The sequence below is a fragment of the Streptomyces cyaneofuscatus genome (genome assembly GCF_033109485.1).
GTDB lineage: Bacteria > Actinomycetota > Actinomycetes > Streptomycetales > Streptomycetaceae > Streptomyces > Streptomyces cyaneofuscatus.
Genome location: NZ_CP137002.1, coordinates 6987781 through 7014355, shown reverse-complemented (window position 1 = coordinate 7014355; position 26575 = coordinate 6987781). Strand labels below are relative to the sequence as shown.

Genomic DNA, 26575 nt, shown 5'->3' with positions numbered 1-26575 from the left:
GGCGCATGACTCAAAGTTACACACCGCTGGGCGAGGGACCCGAAGCATCACAAATGGGTCAGAGGGGTTTACAACGCCACCGTAGGTGGCATGTCGATTTCGCCGACGTGCGAATCCCCGAGCGCACACTGAGCGAAAGGCCCTGGCGCTTATGAACACCACGGTCAGCTGCGAGCTGCACCTGCGCCTCGTTGTGTCGAGCGAGTCCTCACTGCCTGTACCCGCGGGCCTGCGGTATGACACGGCCGATCCCTATGCCGTGCACGCCACCTTCCACACCGGAGCGGAGGAGACGGTCGAGTGGGTTTTCGCCCGTGACCTCCTTGCCGAGGGGCTGCACCGGCCCACCGGCACCGGAGACGTCCGCGTCTGGCCATCTCGTAGTCACGGTCAAGGCGTCGTATGCATCGCCCTGAGCTCTCCAGAGGGAGAAGCCCTGCTCGAAGCTCCGGCGCGAGCCCTGGAGTCGTTCCTGAAAAGGACCGACGCCGCGGTTCCGCCCGGCACCGAGCATCGTCACTTCGATCTCGACACGGAGCTCTCCCACATCCTGGCCGAGAGCTGAGCCAGGCCGAGAGCTGCCCGGCGCCGTCCGACTCGGGGAGACGGCGTCGCGCGGACAACCACATAAGGCAGACACCGGCGCCGTCGCCGCGGAATCCACCGCGGTGACGGCGCCTGTGCGTGCGCCACGTCCCCAGGAGCAGGTCAGTGGCCTTGCAAGCCCTTCTCCTCCCCCGCAGGCCCGTACCGGGCCGGGGAGCGGCCCGGTGAGCCAGTAGAGTCAGCCGCCATCGGCGGGCGCCCGCCCGCCGGAGGCCTGGGAGCGAAGCGTGCTGATCCCTCACGACACCCGGATCGCCCTCGACACGGTGGTCGATCTGGTGAACACCGCACCGGAGAGCGAGCCACCCGACGACGGCTCCGGCCCGACGGACGGCATCGTGGACGAGCCGGAGGACGGGCTCGCCGACCTCCCGGCGCTGTACGCCTTCGCCGAGCGCCACCACATCAGCGGCGTCGGCACCCTCGGCGCGAAGGACCTCGAAGCCGTGCAGGCCGTACGGAGCCGCTTCGCCGAGGTCTTCGCCGCGCCCGACGCCCGTACGGCTGCCGACCTCGTGAACCGGCTCGTCGCCGCGGCCGGGACCACGCCGCAGCTCACCGACCACGACGGCTACGACTGGCACGTGCACTACTTCGCCCCGGACGCCTCGCTCTCCGACCACCTAGCGGCCGACTGCGGCATGGCGCTGGCCTTCATCATCGTGGCCGGCGAGCAGGAGCGGCTGCGGCGCTGCGAGGCGCCCGACTGCGGACGCGCCTTCGTCGACCTCTCGCGCAACCGCTCCCGGCGCTACTGCTCCAGCCGCACCTGCGGCAACCGGCTCCATGTCGCCGCGTACCGGGCCCGGCGCCGGGAGGCCGGGGCATGACAGGCGCGGGCTCATAACAGGAACAGGTCATGCAGCGCCGCCATCAGCAGCAGACTCCCGACCACCGTCAGGAAGATCATCAGGGGTGGCTGGGAAAGCGCGAAGAGGCAGCCACGGGGCTCTTCGGCAGGGGGTGCGGGGGCTTCGCCCCGGGATGTGTCCACCATCTCGGGGTGATCATGACTCACCCGCGACCCGGTTGGCGGTCAACCTGACCTATTGACCCGGGAGTTCACCGTCCCGTGGCCCTCCGGAATCGCTCCGGCGTCCGAGATGCCGTCAGACATTCGGACCGCCGGGCGCGCGGATCATGTTTTTGCAGCTGCCGTCGCTTCCACAGCTGCCGCGCGTTCTCAGATGCCGTGCTTCTTCAGGATCGCCTCGATGTCGCTGAAGTCGTCACCGGGCGCAGCGGCCTCCTGCTTCTTCTTCGGCTTCGCCGTAGCCGCCGACGGAGCCGACGACGGCCGGGCCTGGCCGCCGGCGCCGAGCGAGGGCGCGGAGGCTCCCGGGGCGACGGCCTCGTTGCGCTCGGCGGCCCGCGCGGCCTTGCGATCCGCGCGGGTGGTGCCGCTGCGGCGCTCGATGGCCCGGGTGGTCATGAAGAGCGCCCAGGCCAGGCCGAGCACACCGAAGCCGATCCAGACGCTCGGCTTGAACGCGATGCCCGAGACCCACTCGACGACGCCGGTCAGGACGAGGCCGACCGGCACGAGGGAGTAGGCGGCGATCCTGGTCGCGGTGAGGAACCGCTTGCGGTACGCGGTGACCGCGGCGATGCCCAGGCCCGCCGCCGACGCCGCGGAACAGATGGTCTCGGCAAGCATCGGAGCCTCCAGGCGCAGGGGAAACGTCCCCTCCATCCTGCACCGACGACCCGCACAGGGGCCACGGCGCCGGTCCACTTCAGGGACATTTCAGGGCCGGGCTCCTCCGCAGGTGCCGGTCACCGCCGTGGGCCGCGGGTGCCGATTGGGGTCTGCCGGTACGGCCTGAAAGACTGGTTCCATGAGCGAATCCACCCCTGCGGCACCGGTCGTCCTCGACATCTGGTGCGATCTCGAATGCCCCGACTGCCACCAGGCCCTCAGCGATGTACGCGCCGTGCGTGCCCGGTACGGCGACCGCGTCGAGGTCCGGCTGCGGCACTTCCCGCTGGAGAAGCACAAGCACGCCTACGCCGCCGCGCAGGCCGCCGAGGAGGCCGCCGTCCAGGGCCAGGACTGGCCGTACACCGAGGCGCTCCTGGCCAGGACCGAGGAGCTCGGGAAGGCCGGCGAGCCGGTGCTGCTCGCTGTGGCCCGTGAACTGGGCCTGGACGCGGAGGAGTTCGACACCGCGCTGATCGACGGCCGGCATCTGCTGATCGTCGACGCCGACCAGGCGGAGGGCAAGGCGATCGGGGTCACCGGCACGCCCACCTACGTGATCGGCGACGAGCGGCTGGACGGCGGCAAGAGCCAGGAAGGGCTGCGCGAGCGGATCGAGGAGATCATCGACCGCCGCCTGGGCGCACAGGGCTGAGGCGGGGGCGGGAGCGGGGTCGGCAGAGACCGCCTACAGCGCCTTGGCCAGGTTGTACCGCGTCGTCGCGTAGCCGAGCGACTCGTACAGCCGCAGCGCCGGGGTGTTGGCCGCGAAGACGTGCAGGCCGAGCCGGTCCTGCCCCCACGAGCGGGTCTCGTCCTCGGCGAGGAGCATCAGGGCCCGCCCGAAGCCGCGGCCGCGGTGCTCCTCGCGCACCTCGACGTCGAAGACGAACCCGGCGGTCCGGCCGGGCTCCAGCTCCCGCAGGGCCAGCCAGAGATGGCCGACCACCGCGCCACCGTGGACCAGCACCCGGAACCGCACCCCCTCGGTCGCCAGCCCCTCCGGGAGGTTCCCGGCATGGTCGGCCTCGGACTTGAGCCGGGCCTGCTCGGGCGGCACGCCCCGGTCGGTCCACTCCTGCGCGTACGCCCGGACCGCGTCGCGCAGCCACTCCGCGTACTCCTGCTCGCTCATCGGGCGCGAGGTGAGGCCCTCGGGGAGGGGGACGGCGTCAGGGCCGAGGGTCTTGACCATGTTGCGGCTGCGTTCGGTGTAGCCGAGGGCGGCGGCGAGGCGTCGGGCGGGGTCGTTGTCCGCCGGCACCTCGGTCCGTACGTGGGTGCAGCCCCAGCCCCGCAGCACCTCCTCGGCGGCGAGCGCGGCGATGGTGCCCCGGCCGCGCCGGCGCCGCGCCTCGTCGACGCTGAGGGAGCGCACCACTCCGGCCGAGGCACCGAACGCGTCGTCGGTGCTGATCGATACGGCGCCGACGGGCCGGCCGTTGTCGCACACGTCGTAACTGCGCGCCCGCGCACCGTCGACGCCTTGCTGGAGCGGCCCGGACGGCCGGAGTGTCGTGGTCATCAAGGGTTTGTATCCCCTGCGCGGCCGCACGTCACGCGCTTTTCCGGCCCGGTGGAAAGGGCTTGCGGCCGGAAAGGGCTCGCGGCTGGAAAAGGCCTACGGGTCCAGGTCGTTCCCGGCCCGCTCGTCGAAGATCCGCATGGCCTTCGCCGTCACCGGCCCGGGCTCCGGCGCCAGCTCCCGGTCGTCGACACGGTGGACGGCCTGGATGTCACGGAGGGTCGAGGTCAGGAAGATCTCATCGGCCTCGGCGAGCACCTCCATCGGCAGGTCGCTCTCCTCGGCCCCGGTCCACTCCACGGCCAGGGCCCGGGTGATCCCCGCCAGGCACCCGGAGGCGACCGGCGGAGTGTGGATGCGGCCGTCCAGCACGACGAACACGTTGGACCCGGTCCCCTCGCAGAGCCGGCCGGCCGTGTTCGGGAACAGCGCCTCGGAGGCACCCCGCTCGCGGGCCCGGGCGAGGGCGACGACGTTCTCGGCGTACGAGGTGGTCTTGAGGCCGGTGAGGGCGCCGCGCTCGTTACGGGTCCAGGGGACCGTGATCACCGCGGTGGTGTCCGGGCGCCGGCTCACCCCGTCCAGCGCGACGACGAGGCTGGGCCCGGCGGTGCCGCGGTCGGAGCCGAGCGGGGAGAGCCCGCCGGTGTACGTGATCCGCAGCCGCCCGAGGGTGACGGGGTTGGCGTCGACGACCGCCGTCGCGGCGCGCCGGACCTCGTCCAGGTCCGGGTCGGGCAGGCCGAGGCCGCGCGCGGAGCGGGTGAGGCGGTCGAGGTGGCGGGTGAGGGCGAAGGGCCGGCCCTCGCTGGTGCGGACCGTCTCGAAGATGCCGTCGCCCACGGTCAGCCCGTGGTCCAGCACCGACAGCCGGGCATCGTCGGCGTCCCGCAGTCCGCCGTTGACCCAAATCCTCATGAAACGGTCCTTCCTGTCTGTTCGAACCCGGTCTGCTCGAACGTGCCCGACGCTACAGCGAGCAGCCGCGACGCCTTCAGTTCGGTCTCGTCCCACTCGCGCTCCGGGTCGGACCCCCAGGTGATGCCGGCGCCGGTCCCGAACCGCAGAAGGGGCGCGGAGCCGGTCCGGTCGATCCAGAACGTCCGTATGCCCACCGCCAGGGAGGCGGTGCCCCGGTCGGCGTCGACCCAGCCGACCGCCCCGCAGTACGGTCCGCGTGGCGCTCGCTCCAGCTCCTCGATGATCCGCAGCGCACTGGACTTGGGCGCCCCGGTGACCGAGCCGGGCGGGAACGCCGCCGTCAGCAGCTCCGGCCACCCCGCCCCTTCGGCCAGCTCACCCCGCACGGTGGAGACGAGGTGGACGAGGCCCGGGTGCTTCTCCACCACGCAGAGGTCGGGGACGGTGACGCTGCCGGTCGCGCAGACGCGGCCGAGGTCGTTGCGGACCAGGTCCACGATCATCACGTTCTCCGCGTGGTCCTTCTCCAGCAGATCTGCCTCGGTGCGCCCGGTCCCCTTGATCGGCCCGGACTCGACGGTCCGCCCGTCCCGTCGCAGGAACAGCTCGGGCGACGCGGTGGCGACCTCCACGCCGTGGCCCGGCAGGCGGATCGTTCCTGCGTACGGTGCCGGGTTGCCGCGCGCGAGCAGGGCGGTCAGGGCGTCCACGTCGGCCCGGCCGGGCTCGGCCTCGGGCAGCGGTGCGGAGAGGACCCGGCAGAGGTTGGCCTGGTAGACCTCGCCCGCGGCGATGTATTCACGGATCCGCCGTACGCCCGCCGTGTAGGCGTCACGGTCCAGTGAGGTCGTCCACTCCCCGGCGGCGGGCCCGCGCCAGGCTCCGGGCACCGGGGCGGGCACCTCTTCCCGGCGTACGGAGGAGAAGCGGGCGCAGACGGTACGACCCTCGAAATCGACACATACCGCCCAGAAACCGGACGAGTCCAAAGCCGAGGGATCGTGGGTCACATCCTGGAGACCGGAGGCGACGAGGCCGCCGAAGCGGGCCATGGGAGCGAGGGGGAACACCCTGCTGAGTCTAGAACCGCCCGCGATGACCTGCGTCGGGGCGACGGTACGGCGGCGCTACGGCGACCATCTGCGCAAACGCGTTTTTGTACTGGCCCGGGAATCCGCTAGAGTTCAACACGTCGCCGGGACGCGCAAGCGGTCCGGGAAAGACAAGCGGACGTAGCTCAGTTGGTAGAGCGCAACCTTGCCAAGGTTGAGGTCGCCAGTTCGAACCTGGTCGTCCGCTCGCAGAAGGTGGGGGATCTTCCCGAACCCCCATCCCTGGTGGAGTGGCCGAGAGGCGAGGCAACGGCCTGCAAAGCCGTCTACACGGGTTCAAATCCCGTCTCCACCTCCAAGGACGATTAGCTCAGCGGGAGAGCGCTTCCCTGACACGGAAGAGGTCACTGGTTCAATCCCAGTATCGTCCACTGATCCGCAAGGATCCCCGCGCGATTAGCTCAGCGGGAGAGCGCTTCCCTGACACGGAAGAGGTCACTGGTTCAATCCCAGTATCGCGCACGCAGTACACGCAGGTCCGTCCTGCGCGATTAGCTCAGCGGGAGAGCGCTTCCCTGACACGGAAGAGGTCACTGGTTCAATCCCAGTATCGCGCACCACCGAGAACCCCCGGCCGTTTCGACGGCCGGGGGTTCTTTCGTCGTGCCGGTGACCGTCAGGACGAGAAGAGCATCCGGCCGAAGCCCTTCTGGCGGCGGTGGCCGTAGTGCCCGCCGTGCTGCTGGCCGTACTGCGGGGCGCCCCAGGCGGGGGCATGGGCCGGCGGAGCCGCCTGCGGGTAGGCCTGGGGGGCGGGCGGCGGGGGCGGCGCCTGCTGGGCCCACTGCGACTCCAGACGGGTCAGCGACTCCAGCTCGCCGTAGTCCAGGAATATCCCCCGGCAGCCACTGCACTGCTCGATCTGGACGCCGTTGCGGTTGTACGTCTGCATCTGCGCGTGACACTTGGGACACTGCATCATTCGGCTCGGCTCCTCGCCCTCGTTGTGCCACTGCCGGAAAGCCTGTCCGGCGGCGGTCCGTTCAGCCTACGACGCGGACCCGGCCGCCAACTCGGGCGGGAATGTAGCGATTCGGGCACAGGAATCGATCATCAGCTGCTCCATCTCGTCCGGCTCCCGGCCCTCAGCGGCGCACTTGGCGAGGGCGACGGCCGCCGTCTGGACCGTCAGCGCACGGGCGGGGACGTCCAGTTGCGGCCAGGGGTCCCCCTCGGCGGGCACGGCGGGCCCCCCGGCGGACCGGTAGGCGTCCAGGAACAACAGCCAGTCCTCCGGGGCCAGCACCCCGGCCGCGTACCAGGCGGCGGGCCGGGCGAGGTCCCAGGCCGGGTCCCCCAGCCCCGCGTCGTCCACATCGATGAGCAACCAGGGCCCGTCCGGGGCGGGATGACGGACGAGCTGCCCCAGGTGCAGGTCCCCGTGGCAGAGGAAGCCGGACCGTGCGGCAGGCGGCGCGGCCTCGCCCTGCGCCCAGCCCGGCAGGGCGTGCCAGGCGGCCTGTACGGGGAGGACCGCGGCGTCGCCCGGGAGGGCGGCAATCATCCGGGCGACCGCACGGGCCGCCTTGACCGGGCCGCGCATCGGCGGGGCCGGGAGCGGGAGCGGAGAAACGGTTCGGTGGAGGCGGGCGAGCAGGACGGCGGCGTCGGCCCAGGGGGCCGCGTCGGGGTCCCTGGGGTCGACGGGGGTGCCGTACGGCCAGAAGGTGACGGGGCGGGGGACGGCCCCCGTGGTATCGGGCGTCCCCGGGGTGGTGAGCGGTGCGAGGAGGATGCCGGACAGCGCCGGCGCCGAGGCCAGGGCGAGGCGGGCCGCCAGGGCGTCGCGGTCGATGTCGGCGGCGTGCGCCTTGGCCACGACCGGGCCGCTGCGGACCACGGTGCCGTCCGGCCGGTCGGCCAGGAGCTGGGGCGGCCGGCAGGTGCAGGGGGTTTCGGGCGGGTGGTGGAGGCGGAGGCGGTGGGCCAGGGTGCCCAGCTCACGGATGACCGGCTCGCGGGAGGACTCATGGGAGGCGGGCTCACCGGAGGCGGGCTCGGCAGTGGGTGGCTCACGGTCGACTGAGGTTGAGGTCATACGCAACGGCTCCCCGGCAGCGGTCGGTCCCGGCCCTGCCACCGGTCCCTGCTGAGCGTACGCCGCAGCCGGGGGCGGAAGGCGGTGGAGCCCGCCGGGCGGGGCGCCAGGTCGGGCCTCGCCTGGTTCGTACCGGCGTGTCCCGGTCCCTGCGCCTGCCCCCGCCTCCGTCCCCGTCCCCGTCCCCGTCCAGGGGCATGCGGCCACGCGTCCCCGTCCCAGGAGCATGCGACCCCGGGAAACGGGCCCGGACAGCGCGATGCCCGGTCAGCTCCCCAGCTGACCGGACAAACGCTGCCGTCCGCCGCACCCCCGTCCCCACGGGGCTGTTGGCCCGATACCTGGGTCCGGACCGCTCTTCCGGACCCTGGCGCCGCTCAGCGCCCCAGCATCACAGCCACGGACGACGCCTGTGTGACCACCGCGTCCCAGCCGCCGAAGGCGACTACGAGCAGGGCCGCCAGGGGGAGAACCATGGCCGTCGCCACCAAGGGGTGACGGGTGCCGGACGGGCGGGCGCCGAACGAGGCGTAGGCCTTGCGTCCCTGCGTGCGGATCATGGTCCGCGTTGCCGTGTCCGCCATGGTTCCTCTCCTGACCTGATGTGGAGCGACGGGCGTGTGACCTCGGGGGACGAGTGCTCGCCCGCCGCTTGATCTCAACATTAGGTAACCGGCGAGCACGGGGCGTCATGCCCGCGTACCGAATCCCGGGCCTCCCGGAGGATGAGCCGCCGGTGGTCGGCGTACTCCCCTGGGTGGAGACGGTCCACCCGGCGTTGGGGTCATCCCGGAGGGGGCACAGGGGGGCCACCACCCCCGGAAGGGCCCCGTCGGGTGACTTCACTCACTCCCCGCACCCTCCGAAGGAGGGTGCGTCGCGTTCGGTGGCAGCCCCTGAGAACCGTCACCGTGTACGTCCGGGTGGTGTCCGCACGCTCCCCGACCGACGCCTCCCAGCCATCATGGCCTGATCCAACACCCCTTGTTCGAAAGCCCTTTGCCGACCCTTCCAGGCCGACGGGCCCGGAACCGCCGCCCGCTGACCGCCCTTCATCTTTCCCGCCGTGTACGGACAATCGAATCCCCGGTGAGGGCGCGGCCTCTGAGCGCACCGGGCGCGGGGTACGTAAGCTGTGCCTCGTCAGGCGGACCAGGCAGCGGGGATGGGCAGACGATGGCGATGATGCGGCTCCGGCGCGAGGACCCGCGTCTCGTCGGCTCGTTCCGGCTGCACCGACGGCTCGGCGCGGGCGGCATGGGCGTGGTCTACCTCGGCTCCGACCGGCGCGGTCAGCGGGTGGCGCTCAAGGTGATCCGGCCCGATCTGGCGGAGGACCAGGAGTTCCGTTCGCGGTTCGCGCGCGAGGTGTCCGCCGCGCGGCGGATCCGGGGCGGCTGTACGGCCCGGCTGGTCGCCGCCGACCTGGAGGCGGACCGCCCCTGGTTCGCGACGCAGTACGTCCCCGGCCCCTCCCTGCACGACAAGGTCGCCGAGGAGGGCCCTCTGGCCGCGGCCGAGGTGGCCTCGATCGGTGCGGCGCTCTCCGAGGGCCTGGTCGCGGTGCATGAGGCGGGCGTGGTCCACCGGGATCTCAAGCCGTCGAACATCCTCCTCTCCCCCAAGGGCCCCCGGATCATCGACTTCGGTATCGCCTGGGCGACCGGGGCCAGCACACTGACCCATGTCGGTACGGCGGTGGGGTCGCCCGGCTTCCTCGCGCCCGAGCAGGTCCGGGGCGCGGCGGTGACCCCGGCGACGGACGTCTTCTCCCTCGGCGCGACCCTGGCGTACGCGGCGATGGCCGACTCCCCCTTCGGGCACGGCAGTTCCGAGGTGATGCTCTACCGCGTGGTGCACGAGGAGGCTCAGCTCCACGGGGTGCACGACGCGCTGGCCCCCCTGATCCGCGCCTGCCTGGCGAAGGATCCGGAGGAGCGGCCGAGCACGCTCCAACTGTCCATGCGGCTCAAGGAGATCGCGGCGCGCGAGGCGCAGGGCCTGCACGAGAGCCGGCCGCCCGCCCAGCGTTCGGCCCCGGACACGGACCGGCCCACCGGCCGGCTCGACGGCCCGTACACCGAGCAGCACACCCGCCGCGCGGAGGGCCCGTCCTCGGCGTCCCGCCCGCAGCAGGGCCGCCGTCCGGCGCGTTCGGGGGGCGGGGGCGGAGGCGGGAACGCGCCGCGCACCGGTGGGTCCCGGCCTCAGCAGCGGGCGCCGCGTTCCACCACGGGGGCCGGGAAGCGGCCGGGCACGACGAACGGCAGGCCGGGGACGCGTCCCGGGGCCCGTACGACCTCGGCGGGACGGCGTCCGGCCAATCCGCGGCTGCTGCGCCAGCGGCTGGTGGTGTTCGTGGTGGTGACGTTGCTGGTGGCACTCGGGATCGCGGTCGCGCAGGGGTGCCAGGGGCCGGCGCGCGGGCTGGGCGGGAGCGAGCAGCCCAGCCGGCCGAGCGCGGTGTCGCAGGAGCAGCCGGATCAGCAGCAGGCGCACGTGCTGGAGCAGGTGCGGGCCGAACTGCGCTGAGGCGTCGCCCCGCCCGGCTCAGCTCTCCGGGCGGCCCGTCGCCACCGCGTAGAACGCGACCGCGGCCGCCGCGCCGACGTTCAGCGAGTCGACGCCGTGCGCCATCGGGATGCGGACCCACTCGTCGGCGGCCATCAGCGCCTTCGTGGACAGCCCCTCCCCCTCCGCGCCCAGCATCAGCGCGACCCGCTCCAGCCGGTGCGGGGCCGCCTCGTCGATGCTGGTGGCCTTGGGGTCGGGGGTGAGGGCGAGGAGCCGGAAGCCCGCTTCCCGTACGGTCTCCAGCCCCTTGGGCCAGGCTTCGAGACGCGCGTACGGGACGGAGAAGACCGCGCCCATCGACACCTTGACCGAGCGGCGGTAGAGCGGGTCCGCGCAGTCCGGGGAGAGCAGGACGGCGTCCATGCCGAGGGCGGCGGCGCTGCGGAAGATCGCCCCGATGTTGGTGTGGTCGTTGACCGACTCCATGACCACCACCCGGCGGGCCGTGGTGAGGAGTTCGTCGGCGGTGGGCAGCGGCTTGCGCTGCATGGAGGCGAGCGCCCCGCGGTGGACGTGGTAGCCGGTGACGCGTTCGGCGAGCTCGGGGGCGACGGCGTACACCGGGGCCGGGACCTCGTCGATGACGTCGCGCATGACGTCGACCCACTTGGCGGAGAGCAGCATCGAGCGCATCTCGTACCCGGCGTGCCGGGCGCGCCGGATGACCTTCTCGCCCTCCGCGATGAAGAGGCCTTCGGCGGGCTCGCGCCGTCGCCGCAGCTCGACGTCGGTCAGGCCGATGTAGTCGCTCAGGCGCGGGTCGTCGGGGTCGTCGACGGTGATGAGATCTGCCACAGGGTGATACTGCCTTGTCCGGTGTGCGGTGCCAACGCCTGGGAGGAGATGCGTAACCGCGGGTTACTTGGTGGGGTCCGCGTTCATTCGGCCGACGGGTCGGCCTGCTGCGGTGCGGAGTGGGGGCCGACCGCGACAACCTCGCCGATGACGATCACCGCGGGCGGGCGCACGTCCTCGGCGACCGCGCGCTCGCCGACGTCCGCGAGGGTCGCGTCGACCCGGCGCTGGGCGGCGGTGGTGCCCTCCTGGACGAGGGCGACCGGGGTGGCCGGGTCCTTGCCGTGGGCGATCAGGGCGGCCGCGATGGCGCCGATCTTGTCCACGGCCATGAGGAGGACCAGGGTGCCGCGCAGCCGGGCGATCGCCTCCCAGTCGACCAGGGAGCGCGGGTCCTCGGGCGCGACATGGCCGCTGACCACGGTGAACTCGTGAGCCACGCCCCGGTGGGTGACCGGGATACCGGCCGCTCCGGGGACGGAGATGGTGCTGGAGATCCCGGGGACGATCGTGCAGGGGATGCCCTCGGCGGCCAGCGCCTGGGCCTCCTCCATGCCCCGGCCGAAGACGAACGGGTCGCCGCCCTTGAGCCGGACCACGGCCTTGCCCGCCTTGGCGTGCTCGATCAGCGCCTGGTTGATCGCCTCCTGGGCCATGAACCGGCCGTACGGGATCTTCGCCGCGTCGATCACCTCGACGTGCGGCGGGAGTTCGTCGAGCAGGTCGCGGGGGCCGAGGCGGTCGGCGATGACCACGTCGGCCTCGGCGAGGAGGCGGCGGCCGCGCACCGTGATCAGGTCCGGGTCGCCGGGGCCGCCGCCGACCAGGGCGACGCCGGGGGTGTGGTTGCGGTGGTGCGGGGCGGCGATGGTGCCGTCGCGGAGACCCTCGACGATGGCGTCGCGGAGAGCGGCGGAGTGGCGGGGGTCGCGGCCCTGGGGGGTGGTGTTGAGGACGGCGACGGTGATGTTGTCGATGCGGCCGGTGGCCGGGGTCCAGGCGGTCGCGGCCTCGGCGTCGTCGGCCCGTACGCACCAGGTGCGGGTGCGCTCGGCCTCGGCGGAGGCAGCGTCGTTGGCGGCGGTGTCGGAGGAGGCGACGAGGGCGTACCAGGTGTCGGCGAGGTCGCCGTCCTGGTAGCGGCGGCGCTCCCAGCGGATCTCCCCGGCGTCCGCCATGGCCTCGACGGAGGGCGTCGCGGACGGGGAGATCAGGGTGATGACGGCACCGGTGGCGATGAGCTGCGGGAGCCTGCGCTGCGCTACCTGGCCGCCGCCGATGACGACGGTGCGGCGGCCGTGGAGGCGCAGGCCGACGGGGTACGCGGGGTGATCGTTCTGACCTGCGCGGTCGGCGTGGGCTGCGTGCTCGGCCATGGCGGTGCGGGCTCCTCGTGCGGGGTGCTGCGTAGGGGCCGCTGCGGCGGTGGAGCGGCTGTGACGTGCGGGAGTGAGGGGTGTGCTGGGTGGGGGACACGATACGGGGTGGGGGGCGGGGCGGCGGCGGGGGTGGGGCCGTGGTGGGGCGCCTGCGGCGGGCCTGTCCCCTCCCCGCCCCTTCCCGAAACCGGGGCTCCGCCCCGGACCCCGCTCCTCAAGCGCCGGAGGGGCTGGAATACCGGCGCCGGAGGGGCTGGGAGGGCGAGCCCCGGAGAGGCTGAAAGTGCTACTTCTCCGTCACTCCCGCCGCGTCGAACGTCGCCACCTCGTGCATCGCCCGTGCCGCGCTCTGCACGATCGGCAGCGCCAGCAGCGCGCCCGTGCCCTCACCCAGGCGGAGGTCGAGGTCGACCAGGGGGCGCAGGCCCAGCTTGTTCAGGGCGGCCACGTGGCCCGGTTCCGCGCTGCGGTGGCCCGCGATGCAGGCGGCCAGGGCCTCGGGGGCGATGGCCCGGGCGACCAGGGCCGCCGCGCCCGCGCTCACGCCGTCCAGGATCACCGGCGTACGCAAGGAGGCTCCGCCGAGGAGGAAGCCCGCCATCGCGGCGTGCTCCAGGCCGCCGACCGCCGCGAGGACGCCGATCGGGTCGGACGCGTCCGGCTGGTGGAGGTCGAGGGCACGCCGTACGACGTCGACCTTGCGGGCGTGCATCTCATCGTTGATGCCGGTCCCCCGGCCGGTCACCTCGGAGGCGTCCGCCCCCGTGTAGACGCAGATCAGCGCGGCGGACGCCGTCGTGTTCGCGATGCCCATCTCACCCGTGAGCAGCGCCTTGTTGCCCGCCGCCACCAGGTCGCGGGCGGTCTCGATGCCGACCTCTATGGCGGCGAGGACCTCTTCCCGGGTGAGGGCCGGACCCGTGGTGAAGTCCGACGTGCCCTTCCGTACCTTGCGGGGCAGCAGGCCGGGGGTCGCCGGCAGATCCGTGGCGACGCCGACGTCGACGACGCAGACCTCCGCGCCGACCTGCGCGGCGAACGCGTTGCAGACCGCTCCCCCGCCGAGGAAGTTCGCCACCATCTGGGCCGTGACCTCCTGCGGCCACGCCGTGACGCCCTGGGCGTGCACCCCGTGGTCACCGGCGAAGATCGCGACCGCCGCGGGCTCCGGGATCGGCGGCGGGCACATCCGGGAGAGGCCGGACAGCTGCGCGGAGATGATCTCCAGCATGCCGAGCGCCCCGGCCGGCTTGGTCATCCGCTTCTGCCGCTCCCACGCCTCGCCGAGCGCCTTCGCGTCCAGCGGGCGGATGGCGGAGATCGTCTCCTGGAGCAGGTCGTGCGGCTCCTCGCCGGGCAGCGCGCGCCGCCCGTACGTCTCCTCGTGGACGACCCAGGAGAGCGGGCGGCGCTTGGACCAGCCCGCCTGGAGCAGCTCCGGCTCCTCGGGGAACTCGTCGACGTAACCGACGCAGAGGTACGCCACCACTTCGAGGTGTTCCGGCAGCCCGAGCGCGCGGACCATCTCACGCTCGTCGAAGAAGCTGACCCAGCCGACGCCGAGGCCCTCGGCGCGGGCCGCCAGCCACAGGTTCTCCACGGCGAGCGCCGAGGAGTAGGGGGCCATCTGCGGCTGCGTGTGGCGGCCGAGGGTGTGCCGGCCGCCCCGGGTGGGGTCGGCGGTGACGACGATGTTCACCGGGGTGTCGAGGATCGCCTCGATCTTCAGTTCCTTGAACTGCTTCGCCCGGCCCTTGGGCAGCGACTTGGCGTACGCCTCACGCTGGCGCTGGGCCAGTTCGTGCATGGAACGGCGCGTCTCGGCGGACCGGATGACGACGAAGTCCCAGGGCTGCGAGTGGCCGACGCTCGGCGCGGTGTGCGCGGCCTCCAGCACCCGGAGCAGCACCTCGTGCGGGATCGGGTCGCTGCGGAAGCCGTTGCGGATGTCCCGGCGCTCGCGCATGACCCGGAGCACCGCCTCGCGCTCGGCGTCGTCGTAGCCGGGGGCGGGCGGGGTGAAGGGCTCCTGGGGGGCTTGGGGGGCCGCCGCCTCCGCCGTGGGCTGCTCGACCGACTGCTCGACCGGCTGCTCGTCCAGCTCCGGGGTCTCGATGACCTCGGGTCCTGCGCCGTCCTCGGCGTCGGTCACGGGCTCCGCCTGCGTGGCGGGTTCGGGGGTCGGCTGCGGCGCCGGCTGTTCCAGCTCCGGCTCGGGCTGGGCTTCCGCCGGCTCCACGGCCTCCTCGGCCGGCGGGGCCGGTTCGGGTTCGGCGGCCTCGACCGGCTGTACGGGGTCGGCGGCGAGCTCCTGCTGCTGTACGGGAGCCTGGGGCTCCGGGACGGGCTGCGCCGCGGACTCGGCCGGAAGGTCGGCGGGCGCGGCGGGCATCTCCACCGGTACGTCCGCCGGTGCATCCGCGGGCGTCTCCACAGCCGCCTCTGCGGGCAGCTCCGTCGGGGCCACCGCTTCCGCCTGGGCCTCCGGCTGCTCGGCGACGACCGGCTCCGGGACGACCGTTTCTGCCGGGGCCACCTGATCCACCGGCTCGGGCTGTACGACGACCGGCTCGGGGGCCTGCGCGGGCTCGAGCTCGGGCTCGACCACAGCCTCGGCCTGGACCGGCTGCTCCACCTGGACCGGAGCCACCACCTCGGGCTGCTCCACCTGCACCGGCTGATCGGGCTCGGCCGCAACGACCGCCTCCGGCTGAACCGCCTCTACGGGCTCGGCAGGCGCGACCGCCTCAGCTTCCACCGGCTGCGGCACGACCTGCTCGGGCGGGGCCACCGCCTCCGGCGCGACCGGCTGCTCGGCCTCCACCGGTGCCGCCGGCTCAGCGGGCTCGGGCACCGCGACCGGCTCGGCAGGAGCCTCAACTTCGGCAACGGCCTCGGCCACGGCCTCAGCCGGCGCCTCCGGCTCCTCCACCGGCTCCTCCATCGCCGCCGTCACCGGCGCCTCCGGCTCGGGCTGCGGCTGCTGCGGCGGCGGGCCCCACGGGGACGCGCCCTGCGGCGGGATCTCGCCCAGCTGCGGGCCCGGCAGCGCCGAGGCCGTGTCGGCCGGGGCTTCGAAGTATTCGGGGGCGGCCACCGGCGGGCTCGCGTGGCGGGCCGGGGGTGCCGTCCTCACCGCTCCGGCGGGACCCCGGTCGGCCAGCGAGCGGACCACGCCGCCACCCTGCGTACCGCCGGCGTACGACGGGGCCTCGGTCGGTGCCGGGCCCCGGTGCAGGGGGCGGCGGGCCGGGGCGGAGGCAGCCTGCGCGTGCGCGCCGACCGGCGTCGGGGTCTGCACGGGCGCGGGGGCGGGGGCGGAGGCCGGGGCCGGAGCCGGGATCCGTACGGCATCGAGGTCGACGGAGCCCGTGTCGCGGCCTCCGGACTCATGGGTGCCGTACGCCTCGGGAAGCGTGGCCTCCTGGCCCTGCGCGGGGACCTGCGGCTGCGTCGCGTACTGCGGCTGCTGCTGGGCCGAGAACTGCTGGGCCGCCTGCTCCTGAGCCCCAGCGACAGGCGCCGAAGCGGCAGGGGCGTGGGCGGCGGGCGCCTGGGCCGCCGACGGCTGGGCAGCCGGGGCCTGCGGGGCCAGGGCCGGGGCCGGGGCGGCCTGAGGCTGCGGGGCCGCCGGGGTCTGGACCGTCTGCGGGTCGCTCCACGCGCCCTGGGAGGTCGGCATCAGCAGAAGATCGTCGTCCTCGGGTGCGTGCTCGGAGGGGTCGAGGAAGGTGTACGCGTCCGGGGCGGGGATGCCCGGCTGCTCCACCATGCCTGCGTTCTCCGGCAGTCCCTCGCCCGGGATCTGGCCGGTGTCAGTCATGCGTACCCCTCGCCCATCGTCAGTGCTCCTTCGGCCCTTCGCCCGGGACGCCGAACCACGGCACGCCGGTGCTCGTCATGGAGAACGAGCGGGCTCGCCGCGCGGCACGAAACGCCCGCGGACCTCTTCTTATTCTCGCGGCCGTTCGCCGCCGCGGCAGGAAGTTCCGCCACGGCTCGCTGTGGACTGCGCCACGTCGCGCGTCCCCCGGTTGGTGCCGTACCACAGAGCGGAACAAAACAGTCCACTTTTCCGGACATTGACGAACGAAGCGACGAACGTCCGGGCGCGGTACAACAATCGGCCAGCCTACCTCCCGTACCCGGCGGAAAGGTCAGGGGGCGACGTCCGAACGCCGTGCGGAGAGAAGGAACACGACGGACCGTTCGCGCTCGGTCCACACCTCGGTGTCCAGGTCGACGGACTGGAGCAGCGAGCACGCGACGGTGTAGCCGTTGCCGGTCAGCGCCGCGCCGAGGGCCTCGGCCTCGTCCCGGGTGGAGGCGTGCGTGACGATGCGTTCCGGGCGCCGGTCCACGACGGCCCGGACCACCGGGACACCGCCGCCCCCGACCCGTACGACATCGGGTTCGGGCAGCCGTTCCAGGACGTGCGGGGCCCGGCCGCAGACGATCTGGAGGGGTACGCCGAAGGCCCGGGCGGCCGCGTCCGTACGGGAGCAGGCTCCCGGGTCGGCGTCCACCGCCAGCACGGCCGCGCCGAAGCGGGCCGCCTCCACGGCCAGGGCGCCGCTGCCGCAGCCGATGTCCCAGACCAGGTCGCCGGTGCGGGGGCCGAGGATGGCCAGTTGGGCGGCGCGCAGGTTCGGGGACTCCCCCTCGCCGGACTCCTGCATGCGTTCGGCGCCGGCCTCCCGGTAGGCCTCGGCGGGCAGGGCCCAGCCCCGGATGCCCTGGGGGTAGGCGGGCTCCCGGCCGGCGAACCAGGCGCCGGTGGCGGTGGTCTCGGGGCCGCCGCCGATGACGATGACGACGTTGGGGTCGCGCCAGGTGTGGTCGGCGGCCTTGTCGGAGGTGAGGACGGTGACGCGTTCGCGGTCGGTGCCGAGCTCCTCGCAGATCACGAAGGTGCGGTGGACGCCTTCGAGGAGGAGGGCGAGTTCGGCGGGGCCCGCGCCCGGTGAGGTGAGGACGGCGACCTTGTGGTGGGCCCGGCAGACGTTGACGGCGCGGCGCAGGGTGCGGGGGTGGGCGACGACTATCTGTGCGTCGTCCCAGGGCATTCCGGCGCGGGCGAAGGCGGTGGCCACGGCCGAGACGGCGGGGACGACCTCGACTTCGAGCCCGTGTTCCGGGGCGCGCAGGCTGCGGACGACGCCGAAGAAGCCCGGGTCGCCGTCGGCGAGGACGACGGCGCTGCCGCGGTGGCCGGCGATGCGGCGGGCGGCCAGGTCGACGCTGCCGAGCCGGATGCGCTCGGCGCTCTTGGGCACCTCGGGCAGGGCGAGATGATGGGCGGCGCCCGCGACGAGCGTGGCGGCCGAGAGCGCGGCCGTGGCCGCTCCGGGCAGTGGCGAGCCGTCCCAGCCGATCACCGTGACCCGGTCGGCCATCGTCGTCTGTCTCCTGGGGGTGTCGGAGGGGGCGGGGCTGCCCGGCGGTGGCGGGCAGGGGTGAGAGTACCTGGTCGGGATCGGGGTCCGGCCAGGGGCCTGGGCCAGGCGGCGCCCGGCCCGTGCGGGGTCACTTCCAGTCGTCGTACGTGCCGTAGCCGCCGGCGTCGGCCAGCTGCTCGGCGACGCCTTCGAGGTCCTCGGGGAGGAGGCCCCAGACGATCAGGTCGGTACGGATGTCGGTCCAGCCGCCGTCGGTGCCGTTCTCGGTCCGGGTCCGCGCGATCCGGGCGTTGCGCAGGACGCCCTCGCTGATGCAGCCGAGCTTCTGGGCGACCTGCTGGGAGGCGGTGTTGTCGGCGGGGGTGCGCAGTTCGATGCGTTCGAAGCCCTGGTCGCGGAAGAGCCATTCGGCGACCGCCAGCACGGATTCGGTGGCGTATCCCTCGCCGCGCGCCCAGGGGGCGGTGATGTAGCGGACCTCGGTGGCCAGGGTGCGCCGGTCGGTGTTGAGGAGCTGGACGCTGCCGACGAGCCGCTGGGTGAGGAACTCGGTGACGGCGAGGGCGATGCCGCGGCCCGAGGTGCGTTCCCCGGGGGCGATTCTGCGGACCCAGCGTTCGGCGTCGACCTGGGTGTACGGGTGCGGTCCGTCGGTCCATGCGATGACCGCCTCGTCGTTCATCATCTCGATGTACGCGGGGATGTCCGCCATTTCGAAGGGACGCATCACCAACCTGTCCGTGCTGATGGAGACGGACGGAAAGGTGGTAGTCATGCGCAGCTCCATGCAGAAGACCGGGGTAAAAGCGAAGACCGGGTAAAAGCACAGCATGCAGCATCGCATCCGCGGTGTGCATGGGCGGGTCCGCACGACGGAGCCCCGCGCCTTCCCGGGGGAAGGGGCGGGGCTCCGTCGGGCAAGTGCCTGATGGAGGTCAGGACTTGCTGGGGTGAGTACCTGGTGGGGTCAGGACGCGGCCGGGGCGCCGAAGGAGGCGACGATCGAGCCCTGGTAGGTGTCGTCGATGAACTTCTTGACCTCGTCGGAGTTGAGGAGCTTGGCGAGCTTCTCGACCCGCGGGTCCTTCTCGTTGCCCTCCTTGACCGCCAGGAAGTTGGCGTACGGGTTGCCCTCGGCCTTCTCCAGGGCGAGGGAGTCCTTGGCCGGGGAGAGCTTGGCCTCAAGGGCGTAGTTGCCGTTGATGACGGCGGCGTCCACGTCGTTCAGGGCGCGGGGCACGGTGGCGGCCTCCAGCTCCTTGAACTCCAGGCCCTTCTTGTCGGTGATGTCGCTCAGCTTGGCGGAGGTGCCGACGCCGTCCTTGAGCGTGATCAGGCCGTTCTCGGCGAGCAGCTGGAGGGCGCGGCCGCCGTTGGTGGTGTCGTTGGGGACGGCGATGGTCTGGCCGGCCTTGATGTCCTTGAGGTCCTTGATCTTCTTGGAGTAGAGACCGAGGGGCTCCAGGTGCACGTTGACGACCGGGACGATGGTGGTCTTGTTCTTCGCGTTGAAGTCGTCCAGGTACGGCTTGTGCTGGAAGAAGTTGGCGTCGACCTGGCCGTTCTGGGTGGCGGTGTTCGGCAGGACGTAGTCCGTGAACTCCTTGACCTCCAGCTTGAGGCCCTCCTTCTCCGCCAGGTTCTTCTTGACGAAGTTCAGGATGTCGGCGTGCGGCGTCGGGGACGCGGCGACGACCAGGGCCTTGGAGGTGTCGGCCTTGGCGCCGCTCTCGCTCTTGGAGGCCGGGTCGGAGTCCGTACCGCAGGCGCTGAGGCCCAGGGCGAGTGCTGCGGCGGAAGCGACGGCTGCGGTGATCTTGATGTTCTTGCGCACGAAAAGTGCCTCTTTCTCAGTGGTGGTGGTGCGCCCGGACAAGGAGTTCGGGCTTGATGGGGACGGAAAGTTCAGGGGGCGGCCGACGGCCTAGGCGGTGCGGCCGCGGCGGGCCAGCAGCCGCACGACGATGTCGCCGATCAGCTGGATCACGCTGACGAGCACGATGAGGAGCGCGACGGTGATCAGCATGAACTGGTTGTCGAAGCGCTGGAATCCGTAGGTCACGGCCTTGGAGCCGAGCCCTTCGCCGCCGACCGCACCGGCCATCGCGGAGTAGCCGATGAGCACGATGAGGGTGGTGGTGACACCCGAGACGAGCGAGGGCAGGGCCTGCGGCAGGAGCACCTTGCGGACGATGGTGGGGATGGAACCGCCCATCGACTGCACGGCCTCGACGAGCCCGTGGTCGACCTCCCGGATCGCCGTCTCGACGAGCCGGGCGAAGAACGGGATGGCACCGACGGCGAGCGGGACGATCATCGCGGTGGGGCCGATGAAGGTGCCGACGACCCAGGTGGTGAAGGGGATCAGGGCGATCAGCAGGATGATGAACGGCAGCGAGCGGCCGATGTTCACGATCACGCCGGTGACCTTGTTCACCGCGGTGTTCTGGAGCAGTCCGCCCTTGTCGGTGAGGACGAGCAGGACGCCGAGCGGCAGTCCGCCGAGGACGGTGACCAGCGCCGACCACAGCACCATGTAGAGGGTGTCGAAGGTGCCCTGGGTCAGCAGGGGCTGCATTTCGGACCAGGTCACTTGACGGCCTCCTTGGTGATCGTGGCGGGCGCCTGCTCGGGGACGGTTTCGGCGGCGCGGGCCCGGGGGCCGTTCTCGTCCTCGACGACCTCGGCCTGGAGGCCCTGTTCGCGCAGGAAACCGATGGGGACGACGTTCTCCTCGAACCGGCCGGGCAGCTCGATGCGCATCCGGCCGATCTGCTTGCCGCCGACGGTGTCCATCGCGGCGCCGAGGATCGAGATGTCGATGTTGTACGTACGGGAGAGCTGCGAGATCACCGGCTGGGTGGCGGCCTCCCCGTGGAAGGTGACGTCCACGACCGTGCGGTCGGGCCCGGAGGCGGTCCCGCCGACCGGGAACAGCTCGCTCGCCAGCTCGGAGCCGGGGGTGGCGAGCAGTCCGCCGACCGTGCCGGACTCCACGATCCTGCCCCGCTGCATGAGGGCGGCGGAGTCGCAGATCGTCTTGACGACGTCCATCTCGTGGGTGATCAGCAGGATGGTCAGGCCGAGCTGCTGGTTGAGGTCGCGCAGCAGCTGGAGGATGGAGCGGGTGGTCTCGGGGTCGAGGGCGGAGGTCGCCTCGTCCGAGAGCAGCACCTTGGGGTCGCCCGCCAGGGCGCGGGCTATGCCCACCCGCTGCTTCTGACCACCGGAGAGCTGCCCCGGGTAGGACTTCCCCTTGTCGGCGAGGCCGACCAGATCGAGGAGCTCCTTGGCCTTGCGGGTGCGCTCCTGGCCGGAGACTCCGAGGATCTCCAAGGGGAGTTCGACATTGTCCAGGACGGTGCGCGAACTCAGCAGGTTGAAGTGCTGGAAGACCATGCCGATCTTGGTGCGGGCCGCGCGCAGCTCCGCGCTCGCCCGGCGGCCGCGCCCGGCGAGGGCGGTGAGGTCCTGGCCGGCCACGGTCACCGTGCCGGAGGTGGGGCGCTCCAGCAGGTTGACGCAGCGGATGAGGGAGGACTTCCCGGCGCCGCTCTGTCCGATGACGCCGTATATCTCGCCCTCGCGGACGTGGAGGTCGACTCCGTCGATCGCGGTGACCTCACGGTCGCGCGACTGGTAGACCTTCGTGAGGCCCGTCGTGGTGATCACAGGGGTTTCCGTCACTGTCGAGTGCGCGGCGCGGGTGTCCGCCGGGCACGGGGCAAACGTCTGAAGAGACTGACTTCGGGCTGGTCGGCCGGTTTACGTCTCAGCACGGCTGTGTACGGCGGTCGGCCGGGGACAGCGCATGCTCGGGCGGCTCGTTCCACAGGGGGCGAACGGCGCAGGCTCGGTCTCGCTTCGGGGCGCGAGACTCAGGCGGGGGCCCTCAGAAGGCGCGCATTCGACACATACAACGAGCACCGGGCGTACTGATCGCCTCGGTCGCAAGGGTGCGGCTGCTCGTCGTGGTCATGCGCCCCAGTAAAACAGACGTACGCCTGGGCACGAACCCGGTTGTCCGCATTCCGGACAGCCGTGGATGGTCGGCGGCGGCGTTTCGGAGCGACGCGACGACGTACGGCCGCAAGGCTCTGACCTGGGTTTATAGGGGTGAGTGAGGGGGGCGTACGGCCCTGGGGGCGGGCGGCTGCGGGGGTGGTGCGGGGGGTCGTTGTGGCCAAGGCCACGATCCGCGGCACCGCGGTGCCGCCGGGCCGGGGGCGGGCGGGGCCGCACGCGGGCGGGCGGTGCGGCCGTAATACCCTCGCTACATGCTTGACGCCCTGACGGTCGCGGTCGCCGTGACCGCGCTCCTCCTCGCCGCCTGGTGCGGACACGCCGCCTACAAGGACCAGCCGACGAAGGACTGGCACTTCATCGGGATGGCCGTCGTGACCGTGCTGGCCTTCGCCCAGCTGGTGGTGGGCATCGTGCAGCTGGCGCGCGGGGAGCGGCCGGAGCAGGGGATGGCGGTGTTCATCGCCTATCTGATCGGCTCGTTCGCGGCCGTGCCGGCGGCCGGTGTGCTGTCGCTGTCCGAGCGGACCCGCTGGGGTTCGGTGACGGTGGCGGCGGGCGCCGTGGTGCTGGCGGTCCTCGAAGTACGGCTCTACGACATCTGGGGTAACTGACGTGAGTGACACCGACCGGCACCAGGACCAGTCCCCCGCCGCCGCCCCCGGCACGAAGCCGTCCTTCGAGCTGGGCACGGGTCCCGGCCGGGTGCTCGTCTGGTTCTACGGGGTGTTCACGGTCGCGGCGGCCTCGCGTTCGGTCGTCGAGGTGATCCGGGGCTTCGACCGGGCGCCGCTCGCCTACTCGCTCTCGGCCGTCGCCGCCGTCGTCTACGGGTTCATCACGTATTCGCTGGTGCGCGGGGGCGAGAGGGCCCGCCGGGCGGCACTGGTGTGCTGCGCCGCCGAGCTGCTGGGCGTCCTCGTCGTCGGCGCCTGGACGCTGGCCGAGCCGTCCGCCTTCCCCGACTCCACCGTCTGGTCGGACTTCGGGATGGGGTACCTGTTCATCCCGGTGATCCTGCCGGTCACCGGGATGATCTGGCTGCGGCGCGCCAAGCGGGCCTGACGCCGGACCCCCTGGGGTCGGGTCAGGCGCTGGCCACGAACTCCTGGGCGGCCGCTTCCTTCTCCAGCAGGATGAGCCGGACGCCGTCCGTCCCCGTGGCGTTGCCGACCTGGGCGTATCCGGCCCGCCGGTAGAGCCGGAGGTTGCTCTCGCTGCGGTGTCCGGTGTGCAGCCGGAAGCGGGTGGCGGCGCGGTCGGCCGTCAGGGCCGCCTCCGCCGCGTTCAGCAGGCGGGTGCCGAGCCCGTGGCCCTGGAGCCGGGGGTGGACGCAGAGCTTGCCGATCTGGCCCGTACCGTCCGGGTCGGTGAAGCCGCGTACCGAGCCGACGACTTCGTCGCCGAGGCGGGCCACGAAGACCAGGTCGTCGGCGACTTCGCCGCGGACCGCGTCGAGGGTCTGGACGAGCGGGTCGATCCGGTAGTTGTCGTACAGCTCGGCCTCGCGCTGGAAGCAGAGGTACTGGAGCCGGAAGATCTGCTCCACGTCCTGTGCCGTCGCCGCCGAGATGATCACGCTCATGCCCATGTGTGCACGCCTCCCGCTCACCTGTCCGCCCGGTTGCCTACCGCCCTCTTCCCCGCAGTTCAGGGGCGACAACCTCCGCCGCCAGCATTCTGCGCAGACATCCAAGGCAACGGGAACGGATCGGGCCCAAACTCCCCTGTGACATACCCAACTCCCCTGCGATTTCGCGGTAGGTCGGGTCGGTGGGCGCCAGCATCGCGTCCAGCAGCCGGGAGCAGCGTCCGGGCAGCCGGGCCATCGCGGCGCGCAGTGCCCGGCGTTCGGCGGCTCCGAGCGCGGCCCGTTCCGGGGAGCCGGCGGCCGGGGCGGCGGGTTCCGTTCCGGCGTACGGGCGTTCCCGCCGGACCGTGCGGCGCCCCTTGCGGGCCTCCGCGCGGACGGTGTCCCGCACCCAGCGGGCCGGGTCGCGCGGCGGCACGGCCGCGGCGGGGCGCTCCAGCAGCCGCAGCCAGACGGTCTGTTCCAGGTCGGCGGGGTCGAGGCCGGCGGCGGGTGCCTCGGCTCTCGCCTCCGCCCGCACCAGGGGCTGTAAGGCCCGGACGACGCGGGCGGTGGCGGCGGTCCGGTCGGGTTCATGATCGAGAAGCGTCATGCCCCGGCGGACGTGGTGGTGGCCCGGCCGGTTGCCCCGCGGGCACGGCACCACCCGACCGGGGCAGGTACGGGCGCGGTGCTGACGTGCGTACGGGCCCGGCTGCGCGGCCGCCGGGCCCGTACCCGCGTGAGCACCGAAGAGGCTCAGCGCCCGTCGAAGTCCGCCGCCGCGAGCAGCGCGGTGTCCGGGTGGTCGGAGAAGATGCCGTCGATGCCGGTGGCGAAGTACGCGGCGGCGGCGCCGAAGACGTCCCCGTAGGCGTTGGGGTCGGTGCCGCGCCGGAAGTCGGCGGGCAGGAAGCTGTTCTCGTTGCGCAGGGTGTACGGGTGCAGAAGCAGGCCGCGCGCGTGCGCGTCCTTCACCAGCGTGGTCGGCGTGGTGAGCCGGCCCGCGGCGTCCTTGGGGATGACCAGGTCGAGCGTGGGGCCGATGCCCTGCGCGTAGGAGGCGATCCACTTCAGCCCGGCAGGGGTCACGAGGTCGGCCACCGTGCGCGGGTCACCCGACTCGACGAAGTCCCAGGGGCGGGTCGTCGGGCCGGAGAGCAGCACGATGCGCGGGGTGTCCACCAGCCGGGCGAGGCGCTGGATCGAGCTCGGCTCGAAGGACTGGAGGATGAGCGGGGCGTTCCTGCGGTCCCGGCCGTAGCGGCGCAGCAGCCGGGCCAGCGGCTCCTCCAGGCCGAGGCCCAGGCTCCGGAAGTACGTGGGGTGCTTGGTCTCCACGTACAGCCAGACGGGCTTCTTCCGCTTGCGGCCCTCCTGGTCGGCCCAGCGCAGGACCTCCTCGAAGGTGGGGATGGTCCAGCGGCCGTCGTAGAGGGTGTTGTCGGGGCGGTTGCCGGGGATGCGCTCCGTGGCCCGCAGGGTCTTGAGCTCGGCGAGGGTGAAGTCCTCGGTGAACCAGCCGGTGTAGCTGACGCCGTCGATCTTCTTGGTGGCCTTGCGGCCGGCGAACTCGGGGTGGTCGGCGACATCCGTGGTGGCGGTGATGTCGTTCTCGTGCCGGCAGACCAGGTGACCGTCCTTGGTGGGCACGAGGTCCTGCTCCACGATGTGCGCGCCCAGGTCCAGCGCCAGCTGGTAGGAGCCGAGGGTGTGCTCGGGACGGTAGCCGCTGGCCCCGCGGTGGCCGATCACCGTCGGCACGGGCAGGTCCCGCAGCGAGCCGTGGCCGCCGCGCCCCCGCTCGGCGGCCTGCGCCTGTGCCGTACCGGCGAGGCCCAGCGCCGCGGTGGAGAGGACGGCGGCGCCCAGAAGGGCCCGTCGTCCGGGGGTGCCGGACACACGCTCCGTCATGAATGCTCCTCGCTCGGTACTGTCCTGACATCTGTCGGGCGGGGCCCGATCGTAGGCAGCCGGGCAGGTCCGCAGGGCGGATCAGGGGCGAACATGGCGGAAACACACGTCAACATCGCGTATCCACTCCGTGAACCCGATGTGCGATCAGCCCATACCCGCGAGTATCGTCCTCACCTGCACAGTCCAACACTTCGCACCACCGGACACCACCGCGCACCACCCCCGCACCACATCCCTGCACAACCTCACTCGCCCCGGCCGGCCCGGCCACGACACCGGAGGAACCGTTGTCCCGTCAAACGGTCATCAAGGCAGTGCTCGGACCGATTCTGCGCCTGATGTTCCGCCCACAGGTGGAGGGCGCGGAGAACATCCCGGGGACCGGGCCGGTGATCCTCGCGGGCAACCACCTCACCTTCATCGACTCGATGATCATGCCGATCTGCTGCGACCGGCCGGTGTTCTACATCGGCAAGGACGAGTACGTGACCGGCAAGGGACTCAAGGGCCGTCTGATGGCCTGGTTCTTCACCGGCTGCGGCATGATCCCGGTGGACCGGGACGGCGGCCGGGGCGGGGTCGCGGCGCTGATGACCGGACGCCGGGTGCTGGAGGAGGGCCAGGCCTTCGCGATCTACCCGGAGGGCACCCGTTCCCCCGACGGCCGGCTCTACCGGGGCCGTACGGGGATCGCGCGGCTGACGCTGATGACGGGCGCCCCCGTGGTCCCGTTCGCCATGATCGGCACCGACAAGCTCCAGCCGGGCGGCGCGGGTCTGCCCCGGCCGGGCAAGGTCACGGTGCGGTTCGGCGAGCCGATGGAGTTCTCCCGGTACGAGGGCATGGATCGCGACCGCTATGTGCTGCGAGCGGTGACGGACTCGGTGATGTCCGAGGTGATGCGGCTCTCGGGCCAGGAGTACGTGGACATGTACGCGACGAAGGCCAAGGCGGCCTGATTCCGCAGAGGCTTCTATGTGGAAGGGCCCGCACTCCGCGAGACCGGGGTGCGGGCCC

The 26575-nt window shown here is 72.5% G+C and carries 26 protein-coding genes and 5 tRNA genes; 12 read left to right on the top strand and 19 right to left on the bottom strand.

From position 1 onward, the window contains the following. The first annotated feature begins 151 nt into the window (after positions 1-151). Both R2B67_RS31005 and R2B67_RS31000 read left to right on the top strand, forming a co-directional pair. Positions 152-565, top strand: a complete 414-nt coding sequence (locus R2B67_RS31005) for an SsgA family sporulation/cell division regulator (RefSeq protein ID WP_003959770.1) — start codon at positions 152-154, stop codon at positions 563-565. 268 nt (positions 566-833) lie between these two features. After that, the gene (locus tag R2B67_RS31000; RefSeq protein WP_018515250.1) at positions 834-1436 is read left to right on the top strand and encodes a CGNR zinc finger domain-containing protein; all 603 of its coding nucleotides are present in this window, start codon (positions 834-836) and stop codon (positions 1434-1436) included. A gap of 11 nt (positions 1437-1447) precedes the next feature. Here R2B67_RS31000 and R2B67_RS30995 read toward each other — a convergent pair whose 3' ends face one another. After that, a complete protein-coding gene (locus R2B67_RS30995; protein WP_018515251.1) occupies positions 1448-1603 on the bottom strand; it encodes a hypothetical protein in 156 nt (51 codons plus the stop codon). Positions 1604-1789: 186 nt separating this feature from the next. Then, entirely contained in the window at positions 1790-2263 is a 474-nt protein-coding gene (locus R2B67_RS30990) for a hypothetical protein (protein ID WP_317822586.1), read from the bottom strand. A gap of 181 nt (positions 2264-2444) precedes the next feature. On the opposite strand from R2B67_RS30990, the gene R2B67_RS30985 reads away from it, so the two are divergent. After that, the gene (locus R2B67_RS30985; RefSeq protein WP_317822584.1) at positions 2445-2960 is read left to right on the top strand and encodes a DsbA family protein; all 516 of its coding nucleotides are present in this window, start codon (positions 2445-2447) and stop codon (positions 2958-2960) included. A 33-nt stretch (positions 2961-2993) separates the two neighbouring features. Here the strand turns inward: R2B67_RS30985 and R2B67_RS30980 are convergent, their stop codons facing one another. The 3 genes from R2B67_RS30980 to R2B67_RS30970 all read right to left on the bottom strand — a co-directional run bounded on the left by R2B67_RS30980 (position 2994) and on the right by R2B67_RS30970 (position 5803). Next, positions 2994-3830: a GNAT family N-acetyltransferase gene (locus R2B67_RS30980; RefSeq protein ID WP_317822582.1), complete on the bottom strand. Its 837-nt coding sequence runs from the start codon at positions 3828-3830 to the stop codon at positions 2994-2996. 96 nt (positions 3831-3926) lie between these two features. Then, complete coding sequence (locus tag R2B67_RS30975; RefSeq protein WP_317822580.1) at positions 3927-4748, bottom strand: aminotransferase class IV; 822 nt, start codon at positions 4746-4748, stop codon at positions 3927-3929. After that, positions 4745-5803, bottom strand: a complete 1059-nt coding sequence (locus R2B67_RS30970) for a chorismate-binding protein (RefSeq protein ID WP_317824999.1) — start codon at positions 5801-5803, stop codon at positions 4745-4747. The genes R2B67_RS30975 and R2B67_RS30970 overlap by 4 nt, the downstream gene beginning before the upstream one ends. A 174-nt stretch (positions 5804-5977) precedes the next feature. Between R2B67_RS30970 and R2B67_RS30965 the strand changes: the two genes are divergently transcribed. The 5 genes from R2B67_RS30965 (at position 5978) to R2B67_RS30945 (ending at position 6423) form a co-directional block, all read left to right on the top strand. Beyond that, a tRNA-Gly gene (locus tag R2B67_RS30965) sits at positions 5978-6050 on the top strand. A gap of 37 nt (positions 6051-6087) precedes the next feature. After that, positions 6088-6161: transfer RNA gene (locus R2B67_RS30960), tRNA-Cys, on the top strand. Position 6162: 1 nt separating this feature from the next. After that, positions 6163-6234 (top strand) — tRNA-Val (locus tag R2B67_RS30955). Positions 6235-6253: 19 nt separating this feature from the next. Continuing rightward, positions 6254-6325: transfer RNA gene (locus R2B67_RS30950), tRNA-Val, on the top strand. Positions 6326-6348: 23 nt separating this feature from the next. Further along, positions 6349-6423, top strand: a tRNA-Val gene (locus R2B67_RS30945). A gap of 56 nt (positions 6424-6479) precedes the next feature. Here the strand turns inward: R2B67_RS30945 and R2B67_RS30940 are convergent. The 3 genes from R2B67_RS30940 to R2B67_RS30930 form a co-directional block, all read right to left on the bottom strand. Further along, positions 6480-6785, bottom strand: coding sequence for a TFIIB-type zinc ribbon-containing protein (locus R2B67_RS30940; protein ID WP_030574246.1), 306 nt, complete (start codon positions 6783-6785; stop codon positions 6480-6482). A 66-nt stretch (positions 6786-6851) separates the two neighbouring features. Then, positions 6852-7901, bottom strand: coding sequence for a phosphotransferase family protein (locus R2B67_RS30935; protein WP_317822578.1), 1050 nt, complete (start codon positions 7899-7901; stop codon positions 6852-6854). Between the two features lie 377 nt (positions 7902-8278). Continuing rightward, positions 8279-8485: a hypothetical protein gene (locus R2B67_RS30930; RefSeq protein WP_018515259.1), complete on the bottom strand. Its 207-nt coding sequence runs from the start codon at positions 8483-8485 to the stop codon at positions 8279-8281. A 592-nt stretch (positions 8486-9077) separates the two neighbouring features. Between R2B67_RS30930 and R2B67_RS30925 the strand changes: the two genes are divergently transcribed. After that, positions 9078-10433 carry a serine/threonine-protein kinase gene (locus R2B67_RS30925; RefSeq protein ID WP_317822577.1) on the top strand — a complete coding sequence of 452 codons (1356 nt, stop codon included), beginning with the start codon at positions 9078-9080 and terminating at the stop codon, positions 10431-10433. An 18-nt stretch (positions 10434-10451) separates the two neighbouring features. On the opposite strand, the gene R2B67_RS30920 is transcribed toward R2B67_RS30925, so the two are convergent. From R2B67_RS30920 to R2B67_RS30885, 8 genes are all read right to left on the bottom strand, one after another. After that, a complete protein-coding gene (locus tag R2B67_RS30920; RefSeq protein ID WP_076967831.1) occupies positions 10452-11270 on the bottom strand; it encodes a TrmH family RNA methyltransferase in 819 nt (272 codons plus the stop codon). An 83-nt stretch (positions 11271-11353) separates the two neighbouring features. Beyond that, on the bottom strand, positions 11354-12646 hold the full coding sequence (gene cobA / locus R2B67_RS30915; protein WP_317822575.1) for a uroporphyrinogen-III C-methyltransferase: 1293 nt from the start codon (positions 12644-12646) through the stop codon (positions 11354-11356). A gap of 289 nt (positions 12647-12935) precedes the next feature. Next, entirely contained in the window at positions 12936-16472 is a 3537-nt protein-coding gene (gene cobT / locus R2B67_RS30910) for a nicotinate-nucleotide--dimethylbenzimidazole phosphoribosyltransferase (RefSeq protein WP_317822573.1), read from the bottom strand. Positions 16473-16806: 334 nt separating this feature from the next. Further along, the gene (cbiE, locus tag R2B67_RS30905) at positions 16807-18045 is read right to left on the bottom strand and encodes a precorrin-6y C5,15-methyltransferase (decarboxylating) subunit CbiE (protein WP_317822571.1); all 1239 of its coding nucleotides are present in this window, start codon (positions 18043-18045) and stop codon (positions 16807-16809) included. A gap of 130 nt (positions 18046-18175) precedes the next feature. Further along, positions 18176-18880, bottom strand: coding sequence for a GNAT family N-acetyltransferase (locus tag R2B67_RS30900; protein WP_317822570.1), 705 nt, complete (start codon positions 18878-18880; stop codon positions 18176-18178). 135 nt (positions 18881-19015) lie between these two features. Beyond that, positions 19016-19882 (bottom strand): MetQ/NlpA family ABC transporter substrate-binding protein, encoded by an 867-nt coding sequence (locus R2B67_RS30895; protein WP_317822569.1) that lies wholly within the window; start codon positions 19880-19882, stop codon positions 19016-19018. 90 nt (positions 19883-19972) lie between these two features. After that, positions 19973-20641 (bottom strand): methionine ABC transporter permease, encoded by a 669-nt coding sequence (locus R2B67_RS30890; RefSeq protein ID WP_109977002.1) that lies wholly within the window; start codon positions 20639-20641, stop codon positions 19973-19975. Beyond that, positions 20638-21720, bottom strand: a complete 1083-nt coding sequence (locus R2B67_RS30885; protein WP_317822568.1) for a methionine ABC transporter ATP-binding protein — start codon at positions 21718-21720, stop codon at positions 20638-20640. Before R2B67_RS30885 ends, R2B67_RS30890 begins: the two co-directional genes overlap by 4 nt. 605 nt (positions 21721-22325) lie before the next feature. Between R2B67_RS30885 and R2B67_RS30880 the strand changes: the two genes are divergently transcribed. Then, on the top strand, positions 22326-22685 hold the full coding sequence (locus R2B67_RS30880) for a hypothetical protein (RefSeq protein ID WP_018515269.1): 360 nt from the start codon (positions 22326-22328) through the stop codon (positions 22683-22685). Between the two features lies 1 nt (position 22686). Then, entirely contained in the window at positions 22687-23136 is a 450-nt protein-coding gene (locus R2B67_RS30875; RefSeq protein WP_109977003.1) for a hypothetical protein, read from the top strand. Positions 23137-23158: 22 nt separating this feature from the next. On the opposite strand, the gene R2B67_RS30870 is transcribed toward R2B67_RS30875, so the two are convergent. The 3 genes from R2B67_RS30870 to R2B67_RS30860 form a co-directional block, all read right to left on the bottom strand. Then, positions 23159-23662, bottom strand: coding sequence for a GNAT family N-acetyltransferase (locus R2B67_RS30870; RefSeq protein ID WP_109977004.1), 504 nt, complete (start codon positions 23660-23662; stop codon positions 23159-23161). A gap of 37 nt (positions 23663-23699) precedes the next feature. Beyond that, positions 23700-24254 (bottom strand): sigma-70 family RNA polymerase sigma factor, encoded by a 555-nt coding sequence (locus R2B67_RS30865; protein WP_317822567.1) that lies wholly within the window; start codon positions 24252-24254, stop codon positions 23700-23702. Positions 24255-24400: 146 nt separating this feature from the next. Further along, a complete protein-coding gene (locus R2B67_RS30860; RefSeq protein WP_317822566.1) occupies positions 24401-25555 on the bottom strand; it encodes a glycerophosphodiester phosphodiesterase in 1155 nt (384 codons plus the stop codon). Between the two features lie 290 nt (positions 25556-25845). On the opposite strand from R2B67_RS30860, the gene R2B67_RS30855 reads away from it, so the two are divergent. After that, positions 25846-26517, top strand: coding sequence for a lysophospholipid acyltransferase family protein (locus tag R2B67_RS30855; RefSeq protein ID WP_026242069.1), 672 nt, complete (start codon positions 25846-25848; stop codon positions 26515-26517). Positions 26518-26575 lie beyond the last annotated feature (58 nt).

What these genes read in the sequence shown, in the direction of transcription:
- R2B67_RS30935 (WP_317822578.1), bottom strand. Translation starts at nt 7,901, where the DNA reads ATGACCTCAACCTCAGTCGACCGTGAGCCACCCACTGCCGAGCCCGCC.
- cobT (WP_317822573.1), bottom strand. Translation starts at nt 16,472, where the DNA reads ATGACTGACACCGGCCAGATCCCGGGCGAGGGACTGCCGGAGAACGCA.
- cobA (WP_317822575.1), bottom strand. Translation starts at nt 12,646, where the DNA reads ATGGCCGAGCACGCAGCCCACGCCGACCGCGCAGGTCAGAACGATCAC.
- cbiE (WP_317822571.1), bottom strand. Translation starts at nt 18,045, where the DNA reads ATGGCCGACCGGGTCACGGTGATCGGCTGGGACGGCTCGCCACTGCCC.
- R2B67_RS30925 (WP_317822577.1), top strand. Translation starts at nt 9,078, where the DNA reads ATGGCGATGATGCGGCTCCGGCGCGAGGACCCGCGTCTCGTCGGCTCG.
- R2B67_RS30940 (WP_030574246.1), bottom strand. Translation starts at nt 6,785, where the DNA reads ATGATGCAGTGTCCCAAGTGTCACGCGCAGATGCAGACGTACAACCGC.
- R2B67_RS30930 (WP_018515259.1), bottom strand. Translation starts at nt 8,485, where the DNA reads ATGGCGGACACGGCAACGCGGACCATGATCCGCACGCAGGGACGCAAG.
- R2B67_RS30995 (WP_018515251.1), bottom strand. Translation starts at nt 1,603, where the DNA reads ATGGTGGACACATCCCGGGGCGAAGCCCCCGCACCCCCTGCCGAAGAG.
- R2B67_RS30980 (WP_317822582.1), bottom strand. Translation starts at nt 3,830, where the DNA reads ATGACCACGACACTCCGGCCGTCCGGGCCGCTCCAGCAAGGCGTCGAC.
- R2B67_RS30865 (WP_317822567.1), bottom strand. Translation starts at nt 24,254, where the DNA reads ATGACGCTTCTCGATCATGAACCCGACCGGACCGCCGCCACCGCCCGC.
- R2B67_RS30990 (WP_317822586.1), bottom strand. Translation starts at nt 2,263, where the DNA reads ATGCTTGCCGAGACCATCTGTTCCGCGGCGTCGGCGGCGGGCCTGGGC.
- R2B67_RS30975 (WP_317822580.1), bottom strand. Translation starts at nt 4,748, where the DNA reads ATGAGGATTTGGGTCAACGGCGGACTGCGGGACGCCGACGATGCCCGG.
- R2B67_RS30860 (WP_317822566.1), bottom strand. Translation starts at nt 25,555, where the DNA reads ATGACGGAGCGTGTGTCCGGCACCCCCGGACGACGGGCCCTTCTGGGC.
- R2B67_RS30970 (WP_317824999.1), bottom strand. Translation starts at nt 5,803, where the DNA reads ATGGCCCGCTTCGGCGGCCTCGTCGCCTCCGGTCTCCAGGATGTGACC.
- R2B67_RS31005 (WP_003959770.1), top strand. Translation starts at nt 152, where the DNA reads ATGAACACCACGGTCAGCTGCGAGCTGCACCTGCGCCTCGTTGTGTCG.
- R2B67_RS30985 (WP_317822584.1), top strand. Translation starts at nt 2,445, where the DNA reads ATGAGCGAATCCACCCCTGCGGCACCGGTCGTCCTCGACATCTGGTGC.
- R2B67_RS30880 (WP_018515269.1), top strand. Translation starts at nt 22,326, where the DNA reads ATGCTTGACGCCCTGACGGTCGCGGTCGCCGTGACCGCGCTCCTCCTC.
- R2B67_RS30900 (WP_317822570.1), bottom strand. Translation starts at nt 18,880, where the DNA reads ATGCTGTGCTTTTACCCGGTCTTCGCTTTTACCCCGGTCTTCTGCATG.
- R2B67_RS30870 (WP_109977004.1), bottom strand. Translation starts at nt 23,662, where the DNA reads ATGGGCATGAGCGTGATCATCTCGGCGGCGACGGCACAGGACGTGGAG.